Genomic DNA, 20,744 nt, shown 5'->3' with positions numbered 1-20,744 from the left:
TGTCCGGCCGGCCGCTCGCCCGCGGCATCGGACGATTGACCGATACCGTTGCACGCCGAATGGAACGTATCGTCGTTTCGTGGAGGTTCATCGCAGCCGCAGCGCCCGATCCTTGTCACCGCAAGCGCTGCAGTGCTGCGATGGCCGCCGCAAACTGTTGCCGCGGGTCCCGATGGGTCAGGCTTGTATCGAGTTGTTTCGAGCGTGAAAACGACCCTCTTTTGCGGACGGGCCGTGCCGCCTCGCGTGCGGCAGGACCGCACGGAGGAACCGGTTCCGCAGCACCGCGGCTGGCATCAAACCTGCGCATCACTTCTCGTATGCGCCATGTACTGAGGATTGCTGAAATTCTCGCGGCGCCCGATTCCAAGCAGACCCAGACGATCAAAGGACCTGTCAGCATGAAGCACACGATTCCCAGGGACCCGCGCCGGCCGCGCACAGCGCTGGTGGCACTGAGTTCCCTCTTCCTCGCAGCGGCCGTCCTCAGCGGGTGCGGCGGCAAGGATGCGGATTCAGCCTCGGGCTCGAGCCCGGTCGGCGCGCCGTCGCCGAATTCGCCGGCCGAGCCGCCCGCCCAGCCTCCGGCCAGCGATCCGAATCCGCCGAATCAGGAAAACCCGCCGGCTCCGACGCCCCCGTCGATTCCGTCCGGCGGCGCGCCCGCCGCGCCGGCGCCGACGCCCGCGCAGCAACTGCCGGCCGGCGTCGACATGAGCAAGCCCGGCGTCGCCGTCGCACCGGCCAAGGCCACCGCCTCGAGCGCCAACGGCGGCAACACCGCCGACAAGGCGATCGACGGCAAGGCCACGCAGGACAGCCGCTGGGAAAGCTCGCAGAGCGACGACAACTGGATCCAGTTCGACTTCGGCGCCAAGACCCAGCTCGGCTACCTGAAGCTGGTGTGGGAAGCCGCATACGCGAAGGAGTACGCCATCCTCGTCTCCGACGATGGCGCGACCTGGTACCAGCTGCGCTACGTCGCCGACGGCAAGGGCGGCACCGAAGAGTTCTACAACCTGAACGCCAACGTCCGCTACGTGCGCATCAGCGGCGTCAAGCGCGCCACCGGCTACGGCTACTCGATCATCGAGGCGAGCTTCAAGTCGCCGGGCAGCGACAACACGCTGGGCTCGGCGGTCACGGCCTCGGTGATCCCGCACCCGGCCGACGGCAGCAACCTGATCCCGCCGGCGGCCCAGCAGCCGCCGATCGACACCATCCAGTTCACGCTGCCCGACGGCACGCTGGTGACCCGCGTCGGCTTCGTCGGACGCTCGCGTCACGCACGCGAGCGCGGCGAGGACTGGAACGAAGCCGGCTTCGGCGCGAACGAGACCGTCGATGCGGCCGGCAACCCGGTCGACAAGGGGCCCGGCGCGCACCTGAACTTCGTGGCCAACTACTTCGCCTTCCGCACCTGGGGTGTCGAGTTCATCGACAACAGCAAGGTGAGCGGCGTCACCAAGCCGAAGATCATCGTCAACCAGTACTTCCAGCAGCCGCAGTTCGGCGGCGGCCACTCCTTCGTCCGCGGATTCGACAATCCCAACACCACCGGCTTCGGCTGGATGAGCCCGGGCGACCTGCTGGACGACACGAAATACACCGACGGCTTCGTCAACAAGGCCTCGTGCCCGGTGGTGCCGAAGCCGCCGCAGAACGCGCTCGCCAGCCCGACCAGCGGCTACAACGGCGTGATCGGCGCCAACGACGGCTGCAGCGTGGTGTTCGACACCTTCCCCGGCCATTCCGCGCTCTCGACCAACGCCAACGGCGTGCTGGTCCGCAGCGCCGACGTGCCCGGCGCCACGCAGTTCTACGACTACGCGGTGACCTTCGACCCGGCCACCGACAAGACGACGACCGCCACCCCGGTGGCCACCAAGACCGTCCCGGCGCGCTCGTTGAAGGCGGGTGACGTGGTGGAGTTCACGCCGTCGTTCTTCTCGACGACCGAGATCATGAAGGGCCTGGGCACCAGCGACGGCCATCGCTACTACACCAACGAGCTGAGCTACGTGGTCGGTGCCGGCCTGCGTCCGTACTACGGTGCGCAACCGCGCCTGAACAACACGCCGCTGCCTTCCGCGACCTTGCAGGGCGGCCTCGGTTCGGTCTCGTACGACTACGCCGACAACTCGAACTTCGTGTTCCAGCAGCCGCACAACAACATCGGCATGCAGAACATGCAGCGCTTCGTGGAAGGCCGCCGCTGGTTCCACACCAGCATGCAGACCGGCGACCACACCGAGAACGGCAACGACCGCAACCTGGCCGCGGTGGGCCTGCAAGGGCCGATGTTCAACCAGTCGACCTGCTTCGGCTGCCACGTCAACAACGGCCGCAGCCTGGCCCCGACCGTCGTCAACCAGAAGATCGACACGATGGCGGTGCGCACGGCCGCCGTCGATGCGAACGGCCAGCAGCTGCCGCACCCGATGTACGGCCTGGGCGCGCAGATGAACGCCAAGGCGTCGACCGACGGCGTGCGTCGCGACTGGGGCACGGCGGTGCACGTGTCCGGCTTCGAGCTGAAGACGGTGAAGCTGGCCGACGGCACCTCGGTGGAACTGAGCAAGCCGGTGGTGGCCTTCGACGGCCCGACGCCGGCGGTGTACTCGGTGCGCAGCGCGCAGCCGGTGATCGGCATGGGGCTGCTCGAGGCGATCCCGGATGCCGACATCATTGCGCGTGCCAAGTCCGCCCCGGATTCCGACGGCGTCAAGGGCGTCGCGAACTTCGCGTACGACCCGGAAACCGGCAAGGTGCGCCTGGGTCGCTACGGCTGGAAGGCCTCGAAGGTCAGTCTGCGCCACCAGGCTTCGGCGGCCGCGCTGCTCGACATGTCGGTCACCTCGCCGGTCTACCCGAACCGCGACTGCCTGTTCGGTCCGGCGAAGTGCACCACTGCGAACCGCACCGACACCGGCCTGACGGAAGACGCCCTGAAGCTGCTGGAACGCTACGTGGCCCTGCTGGCCGTGCCGGCGCAACGCAGCGTGGCGAGCGGCTACCCGAAGGGTGTGACGCCGCTGGCCGCGCTGAACCCGGACGTCAACAAGATCGCCGCCGGCGAGACGGTGTTCAACACGCTCAAGTGCCAGAGCTGCCACGTGCAGTCCATGACGACCGGCTCCACCAGCGAGTTCCAGGAAGTGCGCGACCAGAAGATCAAGCCCTACACCGACATGCTGTTGCATGACATGGGCGCCGACCTGGGCGACGGCCTGACCGAAGGCCTGGCCACCGGCAACATGTGGCGCACCTCGCCGCTGTGGGGCATCGGCTACACCGAGCTGGTGGCGGGCAAGACCATCAAGGTCGGCTACCTGCACGACAGCCGCGCCCGCAACCTGACCGAAGCCATCATGTGGCACGGTGGCGAAGGCGCGGCCAGCCGCGATCGCTTCGCGGCGCTGAGCAAGGCCGACCGCGACGCCGTCCTGGCCTTCCTCGGATCGCTGTAACGCCTGCACCGGGCCTTCCCGGCCCGGCACCGCAAGCAGACCGCCGCCCTTCGAGGCGGCGGTTTTCATTGCAGCGGCGGAAGATCGATGACGCTCAGCGCCCGAGCTGCGCCAGCGCCGCCTGCAGCCCCGCCAGCCCGCCGACCCGCTGGTCGTTGATGAAGACCTGCGGCATCTGCCGCACCGACGGGCCGCATCTCTCGAAGAACGCCAGGCGCTCGGCCTCGTCGTCGATGCGGATCTCCTCGTAAGGGAGGGAGCGGGAGGTGAGCAGCATCTTGGCCGAGTCGCATTGCGGGCAGGCCGATTTCGAATAGACGACGATGTTCAGGTTCATGGAACGGGGCTCGTGCAAAAGGCCCGACAGCGTAGCCAATTTCAGCGATGGCTGCGCAGCCGGGGTGCTTCCCCGCGTCGCCTAGTGCTTCGTCGGCGCGGCCTCGGCCGGCGTCTCGGTGTGCATCACGCACTGCCAGCCCTTGCCGTTCTTCACCCAGGTCGAGCTGTCGTTCATCTCCTGCTGCGTGGCCTTGCTTTCGCCGCGCGGGGCGACGCTCTGCTTGACGTGGTAGGTCACGATCGCGGTCGCGTCGTTCGGGAACACCACCGCCACGTCGCTCAGCTCGAACGAGGTCACGATCATCTTTCCCTGCTCCGCCATCTTGCGGTAGGACGCATGGTCGAAACTCATCGCACCTTGCGCGCTGACCATCAACGACGGTTCGCTCAGCATCTCCAGTGCGGTGTCGGTGTCCTGGTTGACCATCGACTGCCAGAACTTCTTCTCCAGGTCGATGAGGGTCTTCTGCGGCGTCGGCATGGGAACTCCTTTCAGGCACGTCACGAACAGGCTTGCATCGTGCGACCTCGGCAGATCGAGGCCATCGGAGAACGGTGGCTTCGACCGTAGGGACGCGCCTACGCGCCGTCGGATCGGCGACTCGCCCGAAAGGGCCCTGACCCACCGCACGCGGCCCGCGCCGGGCCGGTTGTATGAGAATGCGCACCATGACCGACCCCAACGCCATCGTGGCCACGGCGCCCTCCTCGCCGTCGACACCGCAGTCGTCCTCGACGCTGAGCCTGCCGCAGAACTTCCCGCTGGCCTTGTCGCCGCAGCAGCAGGACAGCCTGCTGGCCCGGGTCGATGCCTTCCGGTTCGGCGACATCTCGCAGCACGACATCGCATCGCTCGGCCTCGAGCCCGAACTGGCGCTGAACCGCACGCTCGACGGGTTCCTGTCACGCATCGACAAGAGCAGCTCGCCGCAGCTGTTCACGCTGGTCGCGTCGCTGAACCAGCAGGTGCAGGATGAGAACCTGCCCGAGCTGGCGAACCGCATCCTGAACGCGCGCCCGTCGCTGCTGGCGCGCATTCTCGGCCTCTTCAACCCGAAGTCGCTGCGCCAGGCCGCCAATCGCGCCTATGAAGAAGCAGCGCGCGTCGCGTCGGGCCGCTCGAAGGCGCTGTCCGAACTGATCGGCGGCATGGAAACCAAGCTGCGCGCCGAGATGACGCGCCTGAACGAAGAGCTGCGCCACCTCGACACCGTGAAGGCCGAGTACCGCAAGAGCTTCGTCGCGTTCGCCGAGGACGCGGCCTTCCTGAACAGCGTGCTGGCGAAGGCGCGTGCCGAGGTTGCGGCGATGGAGCCCGAGCTGGCCGCCGACCCGCAGCGCCGCCACGACGTGCGCGACAAGCTGCAGTCGCTCGAATCGCGCGCGCTGGCCGTCGAAGGCACGCTGACCAAGCTGCCGGCCGACCAGCTGGTGATCCGCCAGCTGCAGAACGCCGGCGTCGCGACGCTGCAGGAACTGGCGACGACGATGGCCTCGCGCTTCGCGAGCATCAAGATGACGCTGCTGACCATCCACGGCGCGCGCATGGTGCAGGACCTGCAGCGCCTGGCCCAGCAGGGCGCCGACCTCGACAGCAACCTGAACAAGGTGCGCGGCATGCTGATGAAGGACGTCGTCGAGACCGCCGCCACCGCGCCGGGCGACAACCGCCTGGCGCAGGCGCAGCAACTGCAATCGGTGGTGGCCGACACGCAGAGCCTGGTCGCGCTGGTCGACGCCGCGCGCGACACCAACCAGCGCAAGTTCGACGAAGCCCGCGCGCTGATGGCGCAGGCCCGCGAAGACATGCTGACCCTCGGCAAGGGCCTGAACCCCGCCGCCACCGTCGCCGCCCAGTCCTACACCTCCACCCGCTGAGAGACACCCCGCCATGTCCACGCCTTCGCTCAAGCTGAACCTGACCAAGCCCGGCGATGCCGCCCCGAAGCTGTCGCTGTCGCTCGACAAGGGCGAGCGTTTCCGCGTGCGGCTGGCCTGGGACGGCGACACCGACATCGACCTGCACGCGCTGGTCGCGGTGAACACCGGCAGCGGCGCCAAGGTGTCCGACTTCGGCGACATCCTGTCGACCTACAACGTGCAGCGCACCATCCGCGGCCAGGCCACCGGCACGCTGCCGCTGCATGCCGACAAGACCTTCTCGGTGCATGGCGGCGCGCTGGTGCACAGCCCCGACGCGACCGACGGCCTGGCCGCCGGCGACGACGAATGGGTGTCGATCCAGCCCGACCGCCTGGCTCCGCCGGCGGCCGGCGTCATCGAGATCCCGCTGGTCGCGATGATCCATCCGCAAGGCTCCGGCCGCGCGTTCCGCAGCGTGAAGAACGCGCGCGTGATCGTCGAGAACGCGCTCGGCAAGGAGCTGCTGAACGTCAGCCTGTCGGACCAGTTCGGCGAGTTCGTCGGCGTGCAGATGGGCTCGATCATGGTCGAGGCGTCGGGCTCGTCCTTCGTCGGCGTCGGAGTCGGCTTCAACAGCGACTTCAACCAGGTGCTGGGCCACTTCTCCTGATGGCCCGCGCGAGGGTCCGCGGCCGGCGCAGCACATGAGCATCAAGGTCACCGTGATCGGCGGCGCCCGCCCGCCCACGCCGGAGACGGCGCCGGGGCCCGCGGCAGGCGCCAGGCCGACGGTGCTGCCGGGATCGACGCTGCCGGCCACCGCGATGCCGTCGACGCCGCCCGTCGTCGTCGCGCCAGCCCCGTCGTTCACCGCATCCGCGCTGCCCGGCGTGCGACGCAAGCCGGTCGAGGTGACGCTGCCCGAACTGGCACGCCGCTTCCCGCAGGCCGACGCCGCGGCGCTGCAGCGCACGCAAGGCGTGCTGGCCGGCGTGCACGTGGAAAGCCTCGACGCCGCCGGCTGGCTGCGCTTCGGCATGCCCGAGCAGGAAGAGCTTGCGGCGCTGATCCGCCAGCGCCTGCAGGTGGCGCAAGAGGCCACGACGCGCAGCGTGCCGCAGCACCTGCGCCGGCTGCAGGAGTTGTTGACGGACGTGCTGGAAGCGCTCGATGGCGGCTTCTTCCGCCGGCCGGCCGCCGCGGTGTGGGCCGGGCACGAGGCCGAGGTCGTGCAGCTCGAATCGCTGCTCGGCGCGTCGCAGGCCGCGCTGTCCGGTCAGCTGCAGGCGCTCGGCCAGCTGAAGCAGCCGGTGCAGGCCTGCGCGCAGCGGCTCGAAGCCAGCGCGCTGGCCGCCGAGTACCTGCTGGACCAGGTCGGCCCGGAAGCGGGCAGCCTGCTGCTCGCGCGGCTCACGTCGCTGACCGGATCGCAGGCGATGCTGCACGAGCACCGCCTGCACCTGGAGCAGGACGCCGGCCACCTGCAAGAACTGATGACCTGGGTGCAGGACGGCGTGCTGCTGAAGCTGCCCGCGGTCCACGCCCAACTGGCCCGCCTGGCCTCGCGCCCGAGCGAGACGCAGCGTTTCCTGGCGGCCGAGAAACTCACCGACATCCTGCAAACCCTGAAGCGAGCGCTCTGATGGCCCTGACCCTGAACCTCGAGAAGTCTGCCCGCACCCTGGTGCTGAGCCTGGAGAAGGCCGGCATCGCCAAGCCCCCGGCGCTGGAGGTCGGCTTCGGGCTGGACGTCTCCGGCTCGTTCGAGGACGAGCACCGCGCCGGCATCACCGACCGGCTGCTGACGCGGCTGGTGCCGTGGGGCCTGGCCTTCGACCCCGACAAGAAGGTCGAGGTCTTCACCTTCTCGTCCGGCGCGGCCGGCGTGCACGAGGTGGGCGCGGTCGATGCGGGCAACCATGACGGCTACGTCGCGAAGAACATCATCGCGAAGGTGCCCGGCTGGAACGGCGGCACCGACTACTCGCACCTGCTGGAGCGCATGCTGAAGCACTTCGGCTGGGCCGGCCCGATCGAGAAGAAGGCCGGCTTCTTCGGCCGGCTGATGGGGCAGAAGGACGAGGTGATCCCGGTGGCGAAGAAGCGCTCGCTGGTGATCGTCGCGACCGACGGCGACAACACCGACAAGGAGCGCACGCTGCGCGTGCTGCGCGAATCGGAGCAGCGCCAGGACCAGGTCTATTTCCTGTTCCTCGGCATCTCGAACCAGGGTTCGAGCTTTCCGTTCCTCGAGCGCATCGGCGACCAGTTCGGCAACACCGGCTTCAAGGCGATCCACAACCTGCGGCAGTTCGTCGGGCAGTCGGACGAGGAGCTGAATGCGCAGCTGATCGACGAGGAGCTGATCGCGTGGCTGAAGGGGTGAGGGGCTGAGGGGTTGATCCCGTTCAGCAGCCCACCGCCTGCCCGTCGCGCCGCGAATCGCTCGCCGCGACGTAGCCGTCCTCCAGGTCGTCGCTCAGCTTCCAGATGAACTGCCCGCTGCCGTAATCCATGTAGGTGTCGGGCGTCGGCTCGAAGCGGTGGCCGAGCGCCTTCAGCCCGTCGACCAGCGCCGGCGCCATCGTCGATTCGAAATCCACCGCCAGCCCGTTGCCCACTTTCCAGCGCGGCGCATCGCAGGCCGCCTGCGGCTGCTGGCGGTGCACCAGCATGCGCACGAGCGTCTGCAGGTGGCCTTGCGGCTGCATGTTGCCGCCCATCACGCCGAAGCTCATCTGCGGCTTGCCGTCGCGCGTCAGGAAGCCGGGGATGATGGTGTGGAACGGCCGCTTGCCCGGCGCCACCACGTTCGGGTGCGATTCGTCGAGCGTGAAGCCGTGGCCGCGGTTCTGCAGGCTGACGCCGGTGCCCGGCACCACGATGCCGCTGCCGAAGCCCATGTAGTTCGACTGGATGAAGCTGATCATCATGCCGCGCTCGTCGGCGGCGCTCAGGTAGATGGTGCCGCCCTTCGGTGGCGTGCCGTGCGCCGGGTCGGCGGCGCGCTTCGGATCGATCCGCTTCGCGCGCTCGCTCAGGTAGCCGTCGCTCAGCAGGTCGGCGGCTGTCACCTCGGTCATCGAGCGTTCGTCGGCGACCCAGCGGTAGGTGTCGGCGAACGCGAGCTTCATCGCCTCGATCTGCAGGTGCTGCGATTCGACGCTGTCTACGCCATGGCGCCCGAGGTCCAGCCGCTCGAGCATGCCCAGCGCCATCAGCGCGGCGATGCCCTGACCGTTCGGCGGGATCTCGTGCAGCGTGTGGCCGGCGAAGTCCTTCGCGATCGGCGTGACCCATTCGGGCCGGAAGTTCGCCAGGTCCGACAACGCCATCGCGCCGCCATGCGCCTTCGCATGCACGACCAGCTTCTCGGCGATCTCGCCGCGGTAGAAGGCCTCGCCCTTCGTCAGCGCGATCTGCCGCAGCGTCGCGCCGGCGGTCGCGAACACGAAGCGCTCGCCCGGTGCGGGGGCACGACCGCGCGGCATGAAGGCCTCGGCATAGCCGGGCTGGTCCTTCAGGCCCGGCACCTGGCGGCCCCACTTGTCGGCGACGATGCGGCCCACGCCGTGGCCGCGCTCGGCCAGTTCGATCGCCGGCTCCAGCAGGTCGGCGAACGGCAGCCTGCCGAAGCGCTCGGACAGCGCCACCCAGCCCGCCACCGCGCCCGGCGTGGTCACCGAATCCCAGCCGCGCATCGGCAGCTTGTGGCCGTTGGCTTCGCCGTACTTGCGGCGGAAGTAGCCGGGGTTCCACGCGGCCGGTGCCACGCCCGATGAATTGAGCCCGTGCAGCGCCTTGCCGTCCCACAGGATCGCGAAGTTGTCGCTGCCGAGGCCGTTCGACACCGGCTCGACGATGGTCAGCGCCGCCGCGGCGGCAATCGCCGCATCGACCGCGTTGCCGCCCTTCAGCAGCATGCGCAGCCCGGCCTGCGAGGCCAGCGCCTGCGAGGTCGCGACGACGTTGCGGGCCATCAGCGGGCTGCGGATGGTGGGATAAGGATTGGCCCAGTCGAAGTTCATGGTCTGTAGCCCGGACGCCAATCCGGGAGTTGTTCAGCGTTGTCGCGGATCCAGCGCATCGCGCAGCCCGTCGCCCAGCAGGTTGAAAGACAGCACCAGCAGGAAGATCGACACGCCCGGCCAGATCGCCATCCATGGTGCCGAGTCGACGTAGTTCTTCGCGGTGTTCAGCATGCTGCCCCAGCTCGGCGCCGGCGGCTGCTGGCCGAGCCCGAGGAACGACAGGCTCGCCTCGGCGATCACCGCCGACGCGATCGCCAGCGTCGCCTGGACGATCACCGGGGGCGTGATGTTCGGCAGCACGTGCCGCAGCGCGATGCGCAGAGGCGGGTTGCCGACCGCGCGCGCCGCCTCGATGTAGTCCTCGACCTTGACGTTCAGCACCTGCGCCCGCGCGAGCCGCACGAAGATCGGCGTGGCCGACACGCCGATCGCGATCATTGCGTTGGAGAGGCTCGGCCCGAGGAAGGCCGCCAGCGCGATCGCGAGGATCAGGAACGGGCAGGCCAGGAAGGCGTCGGTGATGCGCGAGATCAGCGCATCGGCGAACCCGCCGAGGAAGCCCGCCGCCAGCCCGATCGGCACGCCCAGCAGCAGCGAGATCGACACCGACACCAGCCCGGCCAGCAGCGACGCGCGCGTGCCCCACACCACGCGCGACAGCACGTCGCGGCCGATCTCGTCGGTGCCGAACCAGTGTCCGGCGCTCGGCGCCTTGCGGATCGCGCTCCAGCTGGTGGCCACCGGGTCCTGCAGCCCGAGCCATGGCGCCAGCAGCGCCATCGCGATGAAGAGCAGCACCACCGCGAGGCCGACCAGCGCGCCGCGACGGCGCTTCAGCCGGCGCCACGCACGACGCCACGGACCGGCCTCGGAACGAGGCGCAACAGGAAGAGGAAGCACGGCGGCCATCGTCAGCGCCTCAGTCGCGGGTTCACCGCGAAGTAGGCCAGGTCGGCCAGCAGGTTCAGCAGCATGTAGGCCGACGCGGTGACCAGCACCACGCCCTGCACCACCGCGTAGTCGCGGTTGAACACCGCATCGACCACCAGCTTGCCGAAGCCGGGGATCGTGAACACCTGCTCGGTCAGCACCGCGCCCGACAGCAGCGTGCCGAGCTCCAGCGCGCCCAGCGTGATGATCGGCGTCAGCGCATTGCGCAGCGCATGCTTCAGCACCACGGTGCGCTCGCCCAGCCCCTTGGCGCGCGCGGTGCGCACGTAGTCGGCCGACATCACCTGCAGCATCGCGCTGCGCGTGTGCCGCATCAGCACCGCGGCGATCGCGTTGCCGAGCACGAAGGCCGGCATGATCATCGCAGCCAGGTTGGCACCCAGGTCCTCGAACGGGCTCACGTAGCCCGAGGCCGGCAGCCAGCCGAGCTGCACCGAGAACAGCAGGATCATCAGGATGCCGAGCCAGAAGTTCGGCGTCGAGATGCCCCACAGCGCGAACGCGTTGGCCGCCCAGTCCCATGCGGTGCCGCGCCCCACCGCCGAGACGATGCCCGACGGGATGCCGATCGCCAGCGCGATCGCCATCGCCAGCAGCGCGAGCTCCACCGTCACCGGCAGCTTCTGCAGGATCAGGCCGGTCACCGGCTGCTGGTTGCGCACCGATTCGCCGAGGTCGCCCTGCAGCACGCCGCCCACCCAACGCGCATAGCGGATCGGCAGCGGCTCGTCCAGGTGCAGCCTGGCGCGCAGGTAGGCCACCACCTGCGGGTCCTGGTCTTCGCCGGCCAGGATCTTGGCCGGGTCGCCGGGCAGCAGCTGCTGCAAGCCGAAGATCAGCACCGAGACGAACAGCAGCGTCGGCAGCAGCGTCGCGACACGCTTGACGAGGTACTCGAACATCGGTCGATCACGGGGCCAGTTTCAGGCCCGTCACGCGCAGCAGCCCGTCGGGCACGTTGCGCACGCCGGAGAGCTTCGCGTTGTAGGCCCACAGCCAGTTGCGGTGGTACAGGTAGACGATCGGGCGCTCCTTCAGCACGCGGGCGGCGACCTGCTCGAACAGCTTCCTGCGCTCGGCCGGGTCCCGCAGCGCGCGCGACTGGTTCAGCAGCGCATCGGTCTCGGCATCGCAATACCCGGCGTAGTTCAGCGGCTGCTTGCAGGCATCGAAGCTGTACAGGTTGCCGTCTGGATCGGCGCGGCCGCTCCAGGCCAGCACCAGCGCCTCGAAGTCGCCCTTGTCGGCCATGTTCAGCGAGGTCGCGAACTCGGCGGCCTGGATCTTCACGTCGAAGCCGGCCTCGCGCGTCATCGCCTGCACCACCAGCGCCAGGCGCTGCGCGTCCGACGTGGTCGGCGTCACCAGCGTGAAGCTCGGGTTCGGCACGCCCGCTTCCTTCAGCAAGGCCTTGGCGCGCGCGACGTCGCGCTTGGGCACCGGCACGTTCTTCGCGTACCAGGCGTTGCCCGGGGCGACCCACTGGTTGCCGACCGTCGCCTCGTTGTCCATCACCACCTGCGCGATGCCCTGCCGGTCGAGCGACAGCTCGAAGGCCTCGCGCACGCGGGCGTCGCGGCCCAGCGGGTTCTGCTTCGCCTTGTCGCTCTTGGCCAGGTTGATCGTGATGCCCTGGTAGCCGATCTCGGTGATGCGGGAGGTCTTCAGCTTCTTGTCGGACTGCAGCTTCTCGATGTCGCTGGACGCCACGCGCTCGATGAAATCGAGCTGGCCCGATTTGAGGTTGGCCAGGCGCACCGTGGCATCGGGGATCGGCGTGTAGACGATCTTGTCGAAGTGGATCGCGTCCTTGTTCCAGTACTGCGGATAGCGCTCGAACACCATGCGGTCCTGCGCGACGCGCTCGACGAACCTGAACGGCCCGGAGCAGACCGGCTTCGTGCCGAACTTGTCGCCGGCCGCCTGCGCCGCCTTCGGCGAGACCATCATGCCGGCCCGGTCGGCCAGCTGCGCGAGCAGCGGCGAGAACGGCGCCGACAGGTTCAGCCGCACCGTCAGCGGGTCCACCACGTCGACGGTGGCCACCGGCGCGAGCTCGCCGCGGCGGTTCGAGCCGGGCAGCGTCTTGTGGCGCTCGATGTTGAACTTGACGGCGGCCGCGTCGAACTTCTCGCCGTCGTGGAAGGTCACGCCGGGACGCAGCTTCAGCGTCAGCGTCTTGCTGTCGGCCGACCATTCGTAGGCGCTGGCGAGCTGTGGCTGGATCGCGAGCTTTTCGTCGACGTCGAACAGCTTGTCGCACAGCGCGCTGAACACGACGCGACCGACGAAGCTGCGCGACAGCGACGGGTCGAGCACGTCGGGGTCTTCGGCCAGGCCGACGCGCAGCGTCTGCGCTGGCGTCAACACGGGCAGGGCCGCCAGCAGCAGCGCGGGGATCCATCGGCATCGGGTCATCGGGTGCGTCATCGTGAACTCCGGGAACAGCTCAGGGATTGGGTTCGAAAGCCGCCTGCAGGCGCGCGAGGCGGATGCGGGCGGGCGTGGTCTCGGTTGGCGGCTTCAACGGCGGCGGCGCCGGCAGCTCGCGCCAGAAATGGCAGGCCACCGCATGGCCGTCGTGCAGCTCCAGCCGCGGCGCCTGCTGCGCGCAGCGCTCGCGCGCATGCGCGCAGCGCGTGTGGAAATGGCAGCCGGTCGGCGGGTTGACGGGACTCGGCACGTCGCCGGCCAGCAGCATGCGCTCGCGCTGCAGGCCCGGTTCCCGAACTGGAAAAGGACGCGGGATCGCCGACAGCAGCGCCTGCGTGTACGGGTGGCGCGGCGCCGCGAACAGCGCGCGCTTGTCGGCCAGCTCGACCACGCGTCCGAGGTACATCACCGCGACCCGCGTCGCGATGTGCTTGACGACGGCCAGGTCGTGCGCAATGAAGAGGTAGGCGATGCCGAAGCGGCGCTGCAGGTCCTGCAGCAGGTTCACCACCTGGGCCTGCACCGACACGTCGAGCGCCGACACCGCCTCGTCGCAGACGATCAGCCGCGGCTCGACCGCCAGCGCCCGCGCGATGCCGATGCGCTGGCGCTGCCCGCCGGAGAACTCGTGCGGGAAGCGCTGCGCGTGCTCGGGCGCCAGGCCCACGGTGTGCAGCAGCTCGGCGACGCGCTCGCGGTGCCGGCCGGTGTGCAGGCCGTGCAGCATCAGCGGCTCGGCGAGCGCCTGGCCGACGGTCATCCGCGGGTTCAGCGACGAGAACGGGTCCTGGAAGATGATCTGCATCGCGCGCCTCCGGGCGCGCAGTGCGGCGGCGTCGAGCGTGCCCAGGTCCTGCCCGTCGAAGTGCACGCGGCCGGCGCTCGGCTCGATCAGCCGCAGCACCAGCCGGCCGAGCGTCGACTTGCCGCAGCCGGATTCGCCGACCACGCCCAGCGTCTCGCCGCGCTCGATCCGCAGGTCGACGCCATCGACCGCGCGCACCGCGCCGCTCGCGCGGCCGAACAGCCCGCGGCGCACCGGGAAGTGCTTGACCAGGCCTTCGACGCGCAACAAGGGATCGTCCAGCAAGCGGTCGGTCATGGCAGCGGCGCCCTCCAGCAGGCCGCTTCATGGCGCGGCGCCAGCTCGACCAGCTCCGGCGCGGCGTCGCGGCAGCGCGGCTCGACGAACGGGCAGCGGCCTGCGAAGCTGCAGCCCGGCGGCCGCCGCAGCGGGCTCGGCACCTGGCCGTCGATCGACGCGAGCCGCGTGCGTTCGCCGTCGAGCCGCGGCACCGCGCCGAGCAGGCCGATCGTGTACGGATGCTGCGGCGACTCGAACAAGGCCTGCACCGGCGCGCGCTCGACGATGCGCCCGGCATACATCACGACCACCTCGTCGGCCACCTCGGCCACCACGCCGAGGTCGTGCGTGATCAGGATGACGGCGGTGCCGGTTTCCTGCTGCAGCGTGCGCATCAGCGCGAGGATCTGTGCCTGGATCGTCACGTCGAGCGCGGTGGTCGGCTCGTCGGCGATCAACAGCCGCGGCTCGCAGGCCAGCGCCATCGCGATCATCGCGCGCTGGCGCATGCCGCCCGACAGCTGGTGCGGGTGCTCGTGGAAGCGCTGCTCGGGCGCCGGGATCCGCACCTTGCGCAGCATCGCGAGGGCCACGGCGTGCGCCTCGGCGCGGCCGATGCGGCGATGGCGCAGCAGGCCCTCGACGATCTGCTCGCCGATCGTGAACACCGGGTTCAGCGACGACATCGGCTCCTGGAAGATCATCGCCATGCCGTTGCCGCGCAGGTCCTGCATCTGCTGCGCCGGCGCGCCGACCAGCTCGCGGCCTTCGAAGCGGATCGAGCCGCCATCGATGCGTCCGGGCGGCGATGGCACCAGGCCCATCACCGACAGCGAGGTCACGCTCTTGCCGCAACCCGATTCGCCGACGATCGCGAGCGTGCGGCCGGCCTGCACCTCGAAGCTGACGCCGTCGACCGCCGGGAACTCGCCGTCGTCGGTCTTGAAGACGGTGCGCAGCCGGCGCACCTCGAGCAGGGCCGTCATGGGGCCTTGTCCTTCAGGGCCGACTGGTGGCGCTCCGGGCTCTTGCGCGACACGCGCTGCAGTTCGAGCAGCGGATTCATCAAGCCCGGCGAGTTCAGCGAAGCGCGCGCAAACATGATCTCAACGACATATTGGAGTTCTCTGGCAGAAGACCGACAGGATTGCAAGCCGTGTGCCACGCACCGCAGCGCGCCGTTCGCCGGCGCCCGATTTGAGCCCGGCCCCCTAGAATCGCGACCATGGTTTCCCCCTGGCGCCCCTACCTCTGGCAGCAAGCGCGCTGGCCCGCACTGAGCTTCGACCACCAGCGGGTGGGCCCGGCACTGGTGCGCGCCCGCCGCCTGCAGGGCGTGGTCGAAGCCAAGGCCCTGGCCATCGGCATCGAGCGCGACGGGCAGGTCGCGTGCGACCTGATGGCCGACGAAGCGATCTCCACCGCCGCGATCCAGGGCGAGCGCCTCGATCTCGCCGCGGTGCAGTCGGCGGTGATGCGCCAGCTCGGGCTGGATGCGAGCGGCCCGCGCGACCGCCGCGTCGACGGCCTGGTCGAGGTGCTCGACGATGCGATGAACGGCTTTGCCATGCCGCTCGACGGCGAGCGCCTGCAGCGCTGGCAGTCGGCCTTGTTCGCCGGCGGAGCGTGCGGCGGCCACCCGGTGGCCGTCGGCCGCTACCGCGACCACGCCGGGCCGATGCAGATCGTCACCGGCCTGCCCGGCCGCGAGGTGGTCAGCTACGACGCCCCGCCGTCGCGCCGCGTCGCGAAAGAGATGGACCGCTTTCTCGCATGGTTCGCGAAGACCACGCCGGTGCCAGGTCGCCTGCCGCCGCTCGACGGGCTGGCGCGGGCCGCGCTGGCCCACCTGTGGTTCGAGACCATCCACCCGTTCGAAGACGGCAACGGCCGCGTCGGCCGCGCCATCGTCGACATGGCGATCGCGCAGGACCACCGCATGCCGGTGCGGCTGTACAGCCTGTCGCGCCAGCTGCTCGAATCGCGCAAGGGCTACTACGACGCGCTGAACGCCGCGCAGCGCGGCAACGGCGACGCGACCGACTGGGTGCTGTGGTTCGCGCAGCAGTTCGCGCTGGCCTGCGAGCGCTCGAGCGACGTGATCGACCGCGCGATCGAGAAGGCCAGGTCCTGGTCGCAACGTTTCATCGCCGACACAGTCGTGTGATTTCGGTGCGGCGCGTAAGCGCTTGCCCGACTTCCCCTGCATTTCGTAAGTGCCTGCCGATGCGGCTTACGAAGCCGCGACAACGCGGGACCTCGCTCCTACATTGCGCTGCCCGGAAGCGGATCCGCGTCCGGCCCCCCACAGCGCACACAGAGGAGTTCGAACATGACATCGGGAACCATCCACGCCGCCAAGTGGACCGCACTGGCGGTCGCCTCCGCCCTGCTCTTCGGTTGCGGCGGTGCCGACAAGGACGCCGACAGCGGATCGGCGAACGCCGCGTCGGTCACCGTCAGCGAGTCGGCCGCCGGCCTGTCGGTGAAGACCACCACCGGTGAAGGCAGCCGCTTCAACGGCAGCCATGTCGAGGCCGCGCTGTACACCTTCGCGGCCAAGATCGCTGCCGGCACCGATGCCGGCCAGGCGCTCGACGGCACGCTGGTGCTGCAGAGCGTCGCACAGGACGACGGCACCACCGCCCTCACCGGCAAGCTGATCGCCGGCAAGCTGACCGCCACGCCGAGCGATGCGGTGGTCGCGCTGCAAGCCGAGTTCGCGACCGCGCTCGAAGCGCTGAAGACGGCGTACAAGACCGACGTCGACGCGCTGCAGGCGACGCTGAAGGCCGCGCTCGACGCCGCCGCGACGCCCGGCACCGGCCACCGCCTGAACGAGGCCCAGCGTGCCGCCATCAAGACCTTCATCGAGGCGGTGAAGACCCGCACCGAGCAGTTCAAGACCGACAGCACCGCGCTGGTCACCAGCTACCAGGAGAAGGTGGTGGCGGCCGGCGGCGATGCGAGCAGCATCGGGCTGTGGGGCAGCCATGGCGGCAAGCAGCATGGCCGCAAGACGGTCTACGACGTGACCGGCACGCAAGCCGCCGACGGCAGCCTGACGCTGAAGCTGACGGCCGGCGACACGGCGCTGACCGGCACCGGCACGCTGGCCGCCGACGGCAGCCTGGCGGGCACGCTGGCCGGCCCGGCCGCCGACGACACCGGCACCTGGCAGGCCACCGCGCTGGTCAAGCCGACGCCGATCCCGCCGTCGCCGCCGGCTTCGTCGGCAAGCGGCGTGATCCGCTGACCGGGCCCGTCGAACAGCCCGACGCGTCGGGCATCAGGCCTGCGGCAATGCCTGCCGCACGTGCGCGCCGAAGGCCGACACCAAGGCCGACGGCTGCTCGCGGTCGAACGCCAGCGCGATGCCGACCGTCGGCAGCGAAGGCAGGTCGGCACCGGCCGGCAGCACCTGCAGGTCGTCGGGCACGGCGGTCTGCGTCAGCACCGTGACCGCCTGCCCCGAGCGCGCCATCGCGACCAGGCCCGCCAGGCTGCTGCTCGCGCAGGCCAGCCGGTACGCGCGGCCGGCCGCTTCGAGCGCCTGCCGCGGCGCCTGGTGGTCGAACGCATCCGGCGCGCCGAGCGCGAGCGGCAGCGGGTCGAGCGCGGCCGCGCTGCCGCCGCGCTGGCCGACCCACACCAGCGGCTCGCGGCGGATCACGTCGCCGCCCTCCAGGGCGCCGGTCACCGACACCAGCGCCAGGTCGATGGAATGCCGCGCGAGCAGCTCGCGCAGCCGCGGCGTCGGCGCGCACACCACCTCCAGCTGCACGCGCGGGTTCAGGCTCGCGAAGCCGCGCAGCAGGTGCGGCAGGAACACCACCGCGTAGTCGTCCGGGCAGCCGAAGCGCAACACGCCCGACAGCTGCTCGCCGCGCAGCTCGGCCAGCGTCTCGTCGTGCAGCCCGAGCAGCTGCCGCGCATGCGCCAGCAGCCGCTCGCCGGCCGCGGTGAGCGTGACGCCGCGGCCGGTGCGGAACAGCAGCGGCTGCTCGACCACGCCTTCCAGCCGCTGCATCTGCATGCTCAGCGCCGACTGCGTGCGCCCGACGCGCGCGGCCGCCTGGCCGAGCACGCCGGTTTCGGCGATCGCGACGAAGCTGCGCAGCAGGTCGATGTCGAGTGACTGGCCCACGGTATGAATTCTCCTGATGGCTCGTTCCAAAACTATTCGCTTCACGAAGCGGGTGCCGGTGCGTAAGGTGCCACAACTCCATCACGAGGTACCGACATGAGCAGGAACGACGACCCGCAGTTCTGGCAACAGGCCCGCCGGCACCTGGTGCGCTACGGCGGCAGCTTCGAGCCGCTGATCATCGAGCGCGCCAAGGGCAGCTTCGTCTACGACGCCGACGGCCGCGCGATCCTCGACTTCACGTCCGGCCAGATGAGCGCGGTGCTCGGGCACTCGCATCCGGACATCGCGGCCGTCGTCACCGAGCAGATCCATTCGCTCGACCACCTGTTCAGCGGCATGCTGTCGCGCCCGGTGGTCGAGCTGGCGGCGCGGCTCGCGCGCCATGCGCCGGCCGGACTGGAGCGCTGCCTGCTGCTGAGCACCGGGGCCGAATCCAACGAGGCCGCGTTGCGCATGGCCAAGCTGGTGACCGGCGGGCACGAGGTGGTCGGCTTCACGCAGTCGTGGCACGGCATGACCGGCGCCGCGGCATCGGCCACCTACAGCGCCGGGCGCAAGGGCTACGGGCCGGCCTCGGTCGGCTCGATGGCGATCCCGGCACCGAATGCGTACCGGCCGCGCTTCGCCGGACCGGGCGGCGAGCTCGACTGGCGCCGCGAACTCGACGACGGCTTCGAGCAGGTCGACCGCCAGTCCACCGGCGCGCTGGCCGCGTTCATCGCCGAGCCGATCCTCAGCAGCGGCGGCATCCTCGAACTGCCGACCGGCTACATGGCGGCGTTGAAGCAGAAGTGCGTCGAGCGCGGCATGCTGCTGATCCTCGACGAGGCGCAGACCGGCATCGGCCGCACCGGGCTGATGTTCGCGTGCGAACGCGACGGCGTCGCGCCCGACATCCTGACGCTGTCGAAGACGCTGGGCGCCGGGCTGCCGCTGGCGGCCGTGGTGACCACCACGGCGATCGAGGAAGAAGCCCACGCGCGCGGCTTCCTGTTCTACACGACGCACGTGTCCGACCCACTGCCGGCGGCGGTCGGCCTGAAGGTGCTCGACGTGGTCGAGCGCGACGGGCTGGTCGAACGCGCCCGCGTCGCCGGCGACCGGTTGCTGCAAGGGCTGCGCCGCCTGCAAGCCAAGCACGAGTGCATCGGCGACGTGCGCGGGCGCGGCCTGCTGCTCGGGCTGGAGGTGGTCACGAACCGCGACACCAAGGAGCCCGCCTTCGCGCTCGGCGAGGCGATCACGCGCGAGTGCATGAAGCTCGGGCTCAGCATGAACATCGTCAAGCTGCCGGCGATGGGCGGGGTGTTCCGGGTCGCGCCGCCGCTGACGGTCAGCGACAGCGAGATCGACCTGGGGCTGGAGTTGCTGGACCGGGCGATCGAGGTGGCGGGCCACCGTTCGCCCTGAGCAGGGACTGAGCCCGTCGACGGCCCGTGTCGAGGGGTTGCCGCCAGGGCGCGCGGGCCTTCGACAAGCTCAGGCCGAACGGGTTCGGAAATACCCGTTGTCGCGCATGTCCTCCAGCAGCCCCGGCCCGGTCGGATGCCATCCCAGCGCGTGGCGGGTGATTTCGCTGGAGCACGGATTGTCCATCGCGACGAAGCCGGTCATCCACTCGAAATGCGCACGGGCTGCGTCCACATCGAGGCTGCGCACCGGCACGCCGAGGCCGCGGCCGATCTGCTCGGCGATCTCGCGCATCGGCACGCCTTGCTCGGCGACGCCATGCAGCCGCGAGCCTGGCGCCGCGCCCTCCAGCGCGAGCCGGTACAGCCGCGCGGCGTCCGAGCGGTGCACCGCCGGCCAGCGGTTCGCACCGTCGCCCACGTACGCGGCGACGCCCTTGCGGCGGGCGATGTCGATCAGCATCGGCACGAAGCCGTGGTCGCCGGCGCCGTGCACCGACGGTGCCAGCCGCACCTCGCTCGCGCGCACGCCGCGCGCCGCGGCCGCCAGCACCTTGGCCTCCGACGCGGCGCGCATGAAGCCCGCCGAGCCCGGCGTCGGTGCATCGGCCTCGGTGCCGGTGCGGCCGCCCCCCAGCACGGCTGTGCCGCAGGTCGAGATCAAGGGCTTGCCGCTGCCTTCCAGCGCCTGCACCAGCGCATCGACCGCGCGCAGGTCGGTCTCGACCGACGCCGCATAGGCCTTGAAGTCGTGGATGAAGGCCATGTGGATCACGCCGTCGCAGGCCCGTGCGCCGGCGACCAGGCTGGCGGTGTCCGACAGCTCGCCGCGGTGCGCCTCGACGCCCATCGATGCCAGCGTGGCGACCGCCGCGTCGTTGCGCGCCAGCCCGAGCACCTGGTGCCCCGCGGCCTGCAGTTCCCGCGCGATGGCGGCCCCGATGAAGCCGGTGGCTCCGGTCACGAATACACGCATACTGACTCCCGAAAAGTTGAAGGAGCGAACTGTCCTTC

General features: G+C 70.1%; 18 protein-coding genes. 8 read left to right on the top strand and 10 right to left on the bottom strand.

The genetic code is table 11. The features are described 5' to 3' along the window. The first annotated feature begins 401 nt into the window (after positions 1-401). A complete protein-coding gene (locus tag FHT26_RS25430) occupies positions 402-3,470 on the top strand; it encodes a di-heme oxidoredictase family protein (protein WP_168562898.1) in 3,069 nt (1,022 codons plus the stop codon). A 94-nt stretch (positions 3,471-3,564) separates the two neighbouring features. Here FHT26_RS25430 and FHT26_RS25425 read toward each other — a convergent pair whose 3' ends face one another. Together FHT26_RS25425 and FHT26_RS25420 are read right to left on the bottom strand one after the other, a co-directional pair. Then, the gene (locus FHT26_RS25425; protein ID WP_168562897.1) at positions 3,565-3,807 is read right to left on the bottom strand and encodes a glutaredoxin family protein; all 243 of its coding nucleotides are present in this window, start codon (positions 3,805-3,807) and stop codon (positions 3,565-3,567) included. 81 nt (positions 3,808-3,888) lie between these two features. Then, on the bottom strand, positions 3,889-4,290 hold the full coding sequence (locus FHT26_RS25420) for a nuclear transport factor 2 family protein (RefSeq protein WP_168562896.1): 402 nt from the start codon (positions 4,288-4,290) through the stop codon (positions 3,889-3,891). Positions 4,291-4,478: 188 nt separating this feature from the next. Here FHT26_RS25420 and FHT26_RS25415 point away from each other — a divergent pair, with 188 nt between their 5' ends. From FHT26_RS25415 to FHT26_RS25400, 4 genes are read left to right on the top strand one after another with little or no spacing between them, the layout of a single operon-like run. Beyond that, positions 4,479-5,687: a hypothetical protein gene (locus tag FHT26_RS25415; RefSeq protein WP_168562895.1), complete on the top strand. Its 1,209-nt coding sequence runs from the start codon at positions 4,479-4,481 to the stop codon at positions 5,685-5,687. 13 nt (positions 5,688-5,700) lie between these two features. Further along, positions 5,701-6,342, top strand: coding sequence for a TerD family protein (locus FHT26_RS25410; protein WP_168562894.1), 642 nt, complete (start codon positions 5,701-5,703; stop codon positions 6,340-6,342). Between the two features lie 34 nt (positions 6,343-6,376). After that, complete coding sequence (locus tag FHT26_RS25405; RefSeq protein ID WP_168562893.1) at positions 6,377-7,315, top strand: hypothetical protein; 939 nt, start codon at positions 6,377-6,379, stop codon at positions 7,313-7,315. Then, complete coding sequence (locus tag FHT26_RS25400) at positions 7,315-8,058, top strand: VWA domain-containing protein (protein ID WP_168562892.1); 744 nt, start codon at positions 7,315-7,317, stop codon at positions 8,056-8,058. The genes FHT26_RS25405 and FHT26_RS25400 overlap by 1 nt, the downstream gene beginning before the upstream one ends. 22 nt (positions 8,059-8,080) lie before the next feature. Here FHT26_RS25400 and FHT26_RS25395 read toward each other — a convergent pair whose 3' ends face one another. The 6 genes from FHT26_RS25395 to FHT26_RS25370 are packed head-to-tail and all read right to left on the bottom strand — an operon-like array spanning position 8,081 to position 15,157. Further along, entirely contained in the window at positions 8,081-9,700 is a 1,620-nt protein-coding gene (locus tag FHT26_RS25395; protein WP_168562891.1) for a gamma-glutamyltransferase family protein, read from the bottom strand. 33 nt (positions 9,701-9,733) lie between these two features. Next, positions 9,734-10,612 carry an ABC transporter permease gene (locus FHT26_RS25390; protein ID WP_168562890.1) on the bottom strand — a complete coding sequence of 293 codons (879 nt, stop codon included), beginning with the start codon at positions 10,610-10,612 and terminating at the stop codon, positions 9,734-9,736. A 2-nt stretch (positions 10,613-10,614) separates the two neighbouring features. Continuing rightward, positions 10,615-11,556 carry an ABC transporter permease gene (locus tag FHT26_RS25385; RefSeq protein WP_168562889.1) on the bottom strand — a complete coding sequence of 314 codons (942 nt, stop codon included), beginning with the start codon at positions 11,554-11,556 and terminating at the stop codon, positions 10,615-10,617. A 7-nt stretch (positions 11,557-11,563) separates the two neighbouring features. After that, complete coding sequence (locus tag FHT26_RS25380; RefSeq protein ID WP_210427595.1) at positions 11,564-13,084, bottom strand: ABC transporter substrate-binding protein; 1,521 nt, start codon at positions 13,082-13,084, stop codon at positions 11,564-11,566. 19 nt (positions 13,085-13,103) lie between these two features. After that, positions 13,104-14,189 (bottom strand): ABC transporter ATP-binding protein, encoded by a 1,086-nt coding sequence (locus FHT26_RS25375; protein ID WP_168562888.1) that lies wholly within the window; start codon positions 14,187-14,189, stop codon positions 13,104-13,106. Beyond that, positions 14,186-15,157 (bottom strand): ABC transporter ATP-binding protein, encoded by a 972-nt coding sequence (locus FHT26_RS25370; protein WP_168562887.1) that lies wholly within the window; start codon positions 15,155-15,157, stop codon positions 14,186-14,188. The genes FHT26_RS25375 and FHT26_RS25370 overlap by 4 nt, the downstream gene beginning before the upstream one ends. A gap of 239 nt (positions 15,158-15,396) precedes the next feature. On the opposite strand from FHT26_RS25370, the gene FHT26_RS25365 reads away from it, so the two are divergent. Then, positions 15,397-16,338, top strand: a complete 942-nt coding sequence (locus tag FHT26_RS25365) for a DUF4172 domain-containing protein (protein ID WP_168562886.1) — start codon at positions 15,397-15,399, stop codon at positions 16,336-16,338. Between the two features lie 165 nt (positions 16,339-16,503). Then, the gene (locus tag FHT26_RS25360; protein WP_168562885.1) at positions 16,504-17,427 is read left to right on the top strand and encodes a hypothetical protein; all 924 of its coding nucleotides are present in this window, start codon (positions 16,504-16,506) and stop codon (positions 17,425-17,427) included. Between the two features lie 33 nt (positions 17,428-17,460). Here the strand turns inward: FHT26_RS25360 and FHT26_RS25355 are convergent, their stop codons facing one another. After that, complete coding sequence (locus FHT26_RS25355; RefSeq protein WP_168562884.1) at positions 17,461-18,318, bottom strand: LysR substrate-binding domain-containing protein; 858 nt, start codon at positions 18,316-18,318, stop codon at positions 17,461-17,463. A 96-nt stretch (positions 18,319-18,414) separates the two neighbouring features. Here FHT26_RS25355 and FHT26_RS25350 point away from each other — a divergent pair, with 96 nt between their 5' ends. Next, positions 18,415-19,731, top strand: a complete 1,317-nt coding sequence (locus FHT26_RS25350; protein WP_168562883.1) for an aspartate aminotransferase family protein — start codon at positions 18,415-18,417, stop codon at positions 19,729-19,731. A 69-nt stretch (positions 19,732-19,800) separates the two neighbouring features. Here the strand turns inward: FHT26_RS25350 and FHT26_RS25345 are convergent, their stop codons facing one another. Then, positions 19,801-20,706 carry an SDR family oxidoreductase gene (locus FHT26_RS25345; RefSeq protein WP_168562882.1) on the bottom strand — a complete coding sequence of 302 codons (906 nt, stop codon included), beginning with the start codon at positions 20,704-20,706 and terminating at the stop codon, positions 19,801-19,803. Positions 20,707-20,744: the final 38 nt, after the last annotated feature.

It is taken from the genome of Rhizobacter sp. SG703 (genome assembly GCF_012275445.1).
Lineage (GTDB): Bacteria > Pseudomonadota > Gammaproteobacteria > Burkholderiales > Burkholderiaceae_C > Rhizobacter.
The sequence above is the reverse complement of the archived record's forward strand: the minus strand, read 5'-3'. Positions and strand labels throughout refer to the sequence as shown.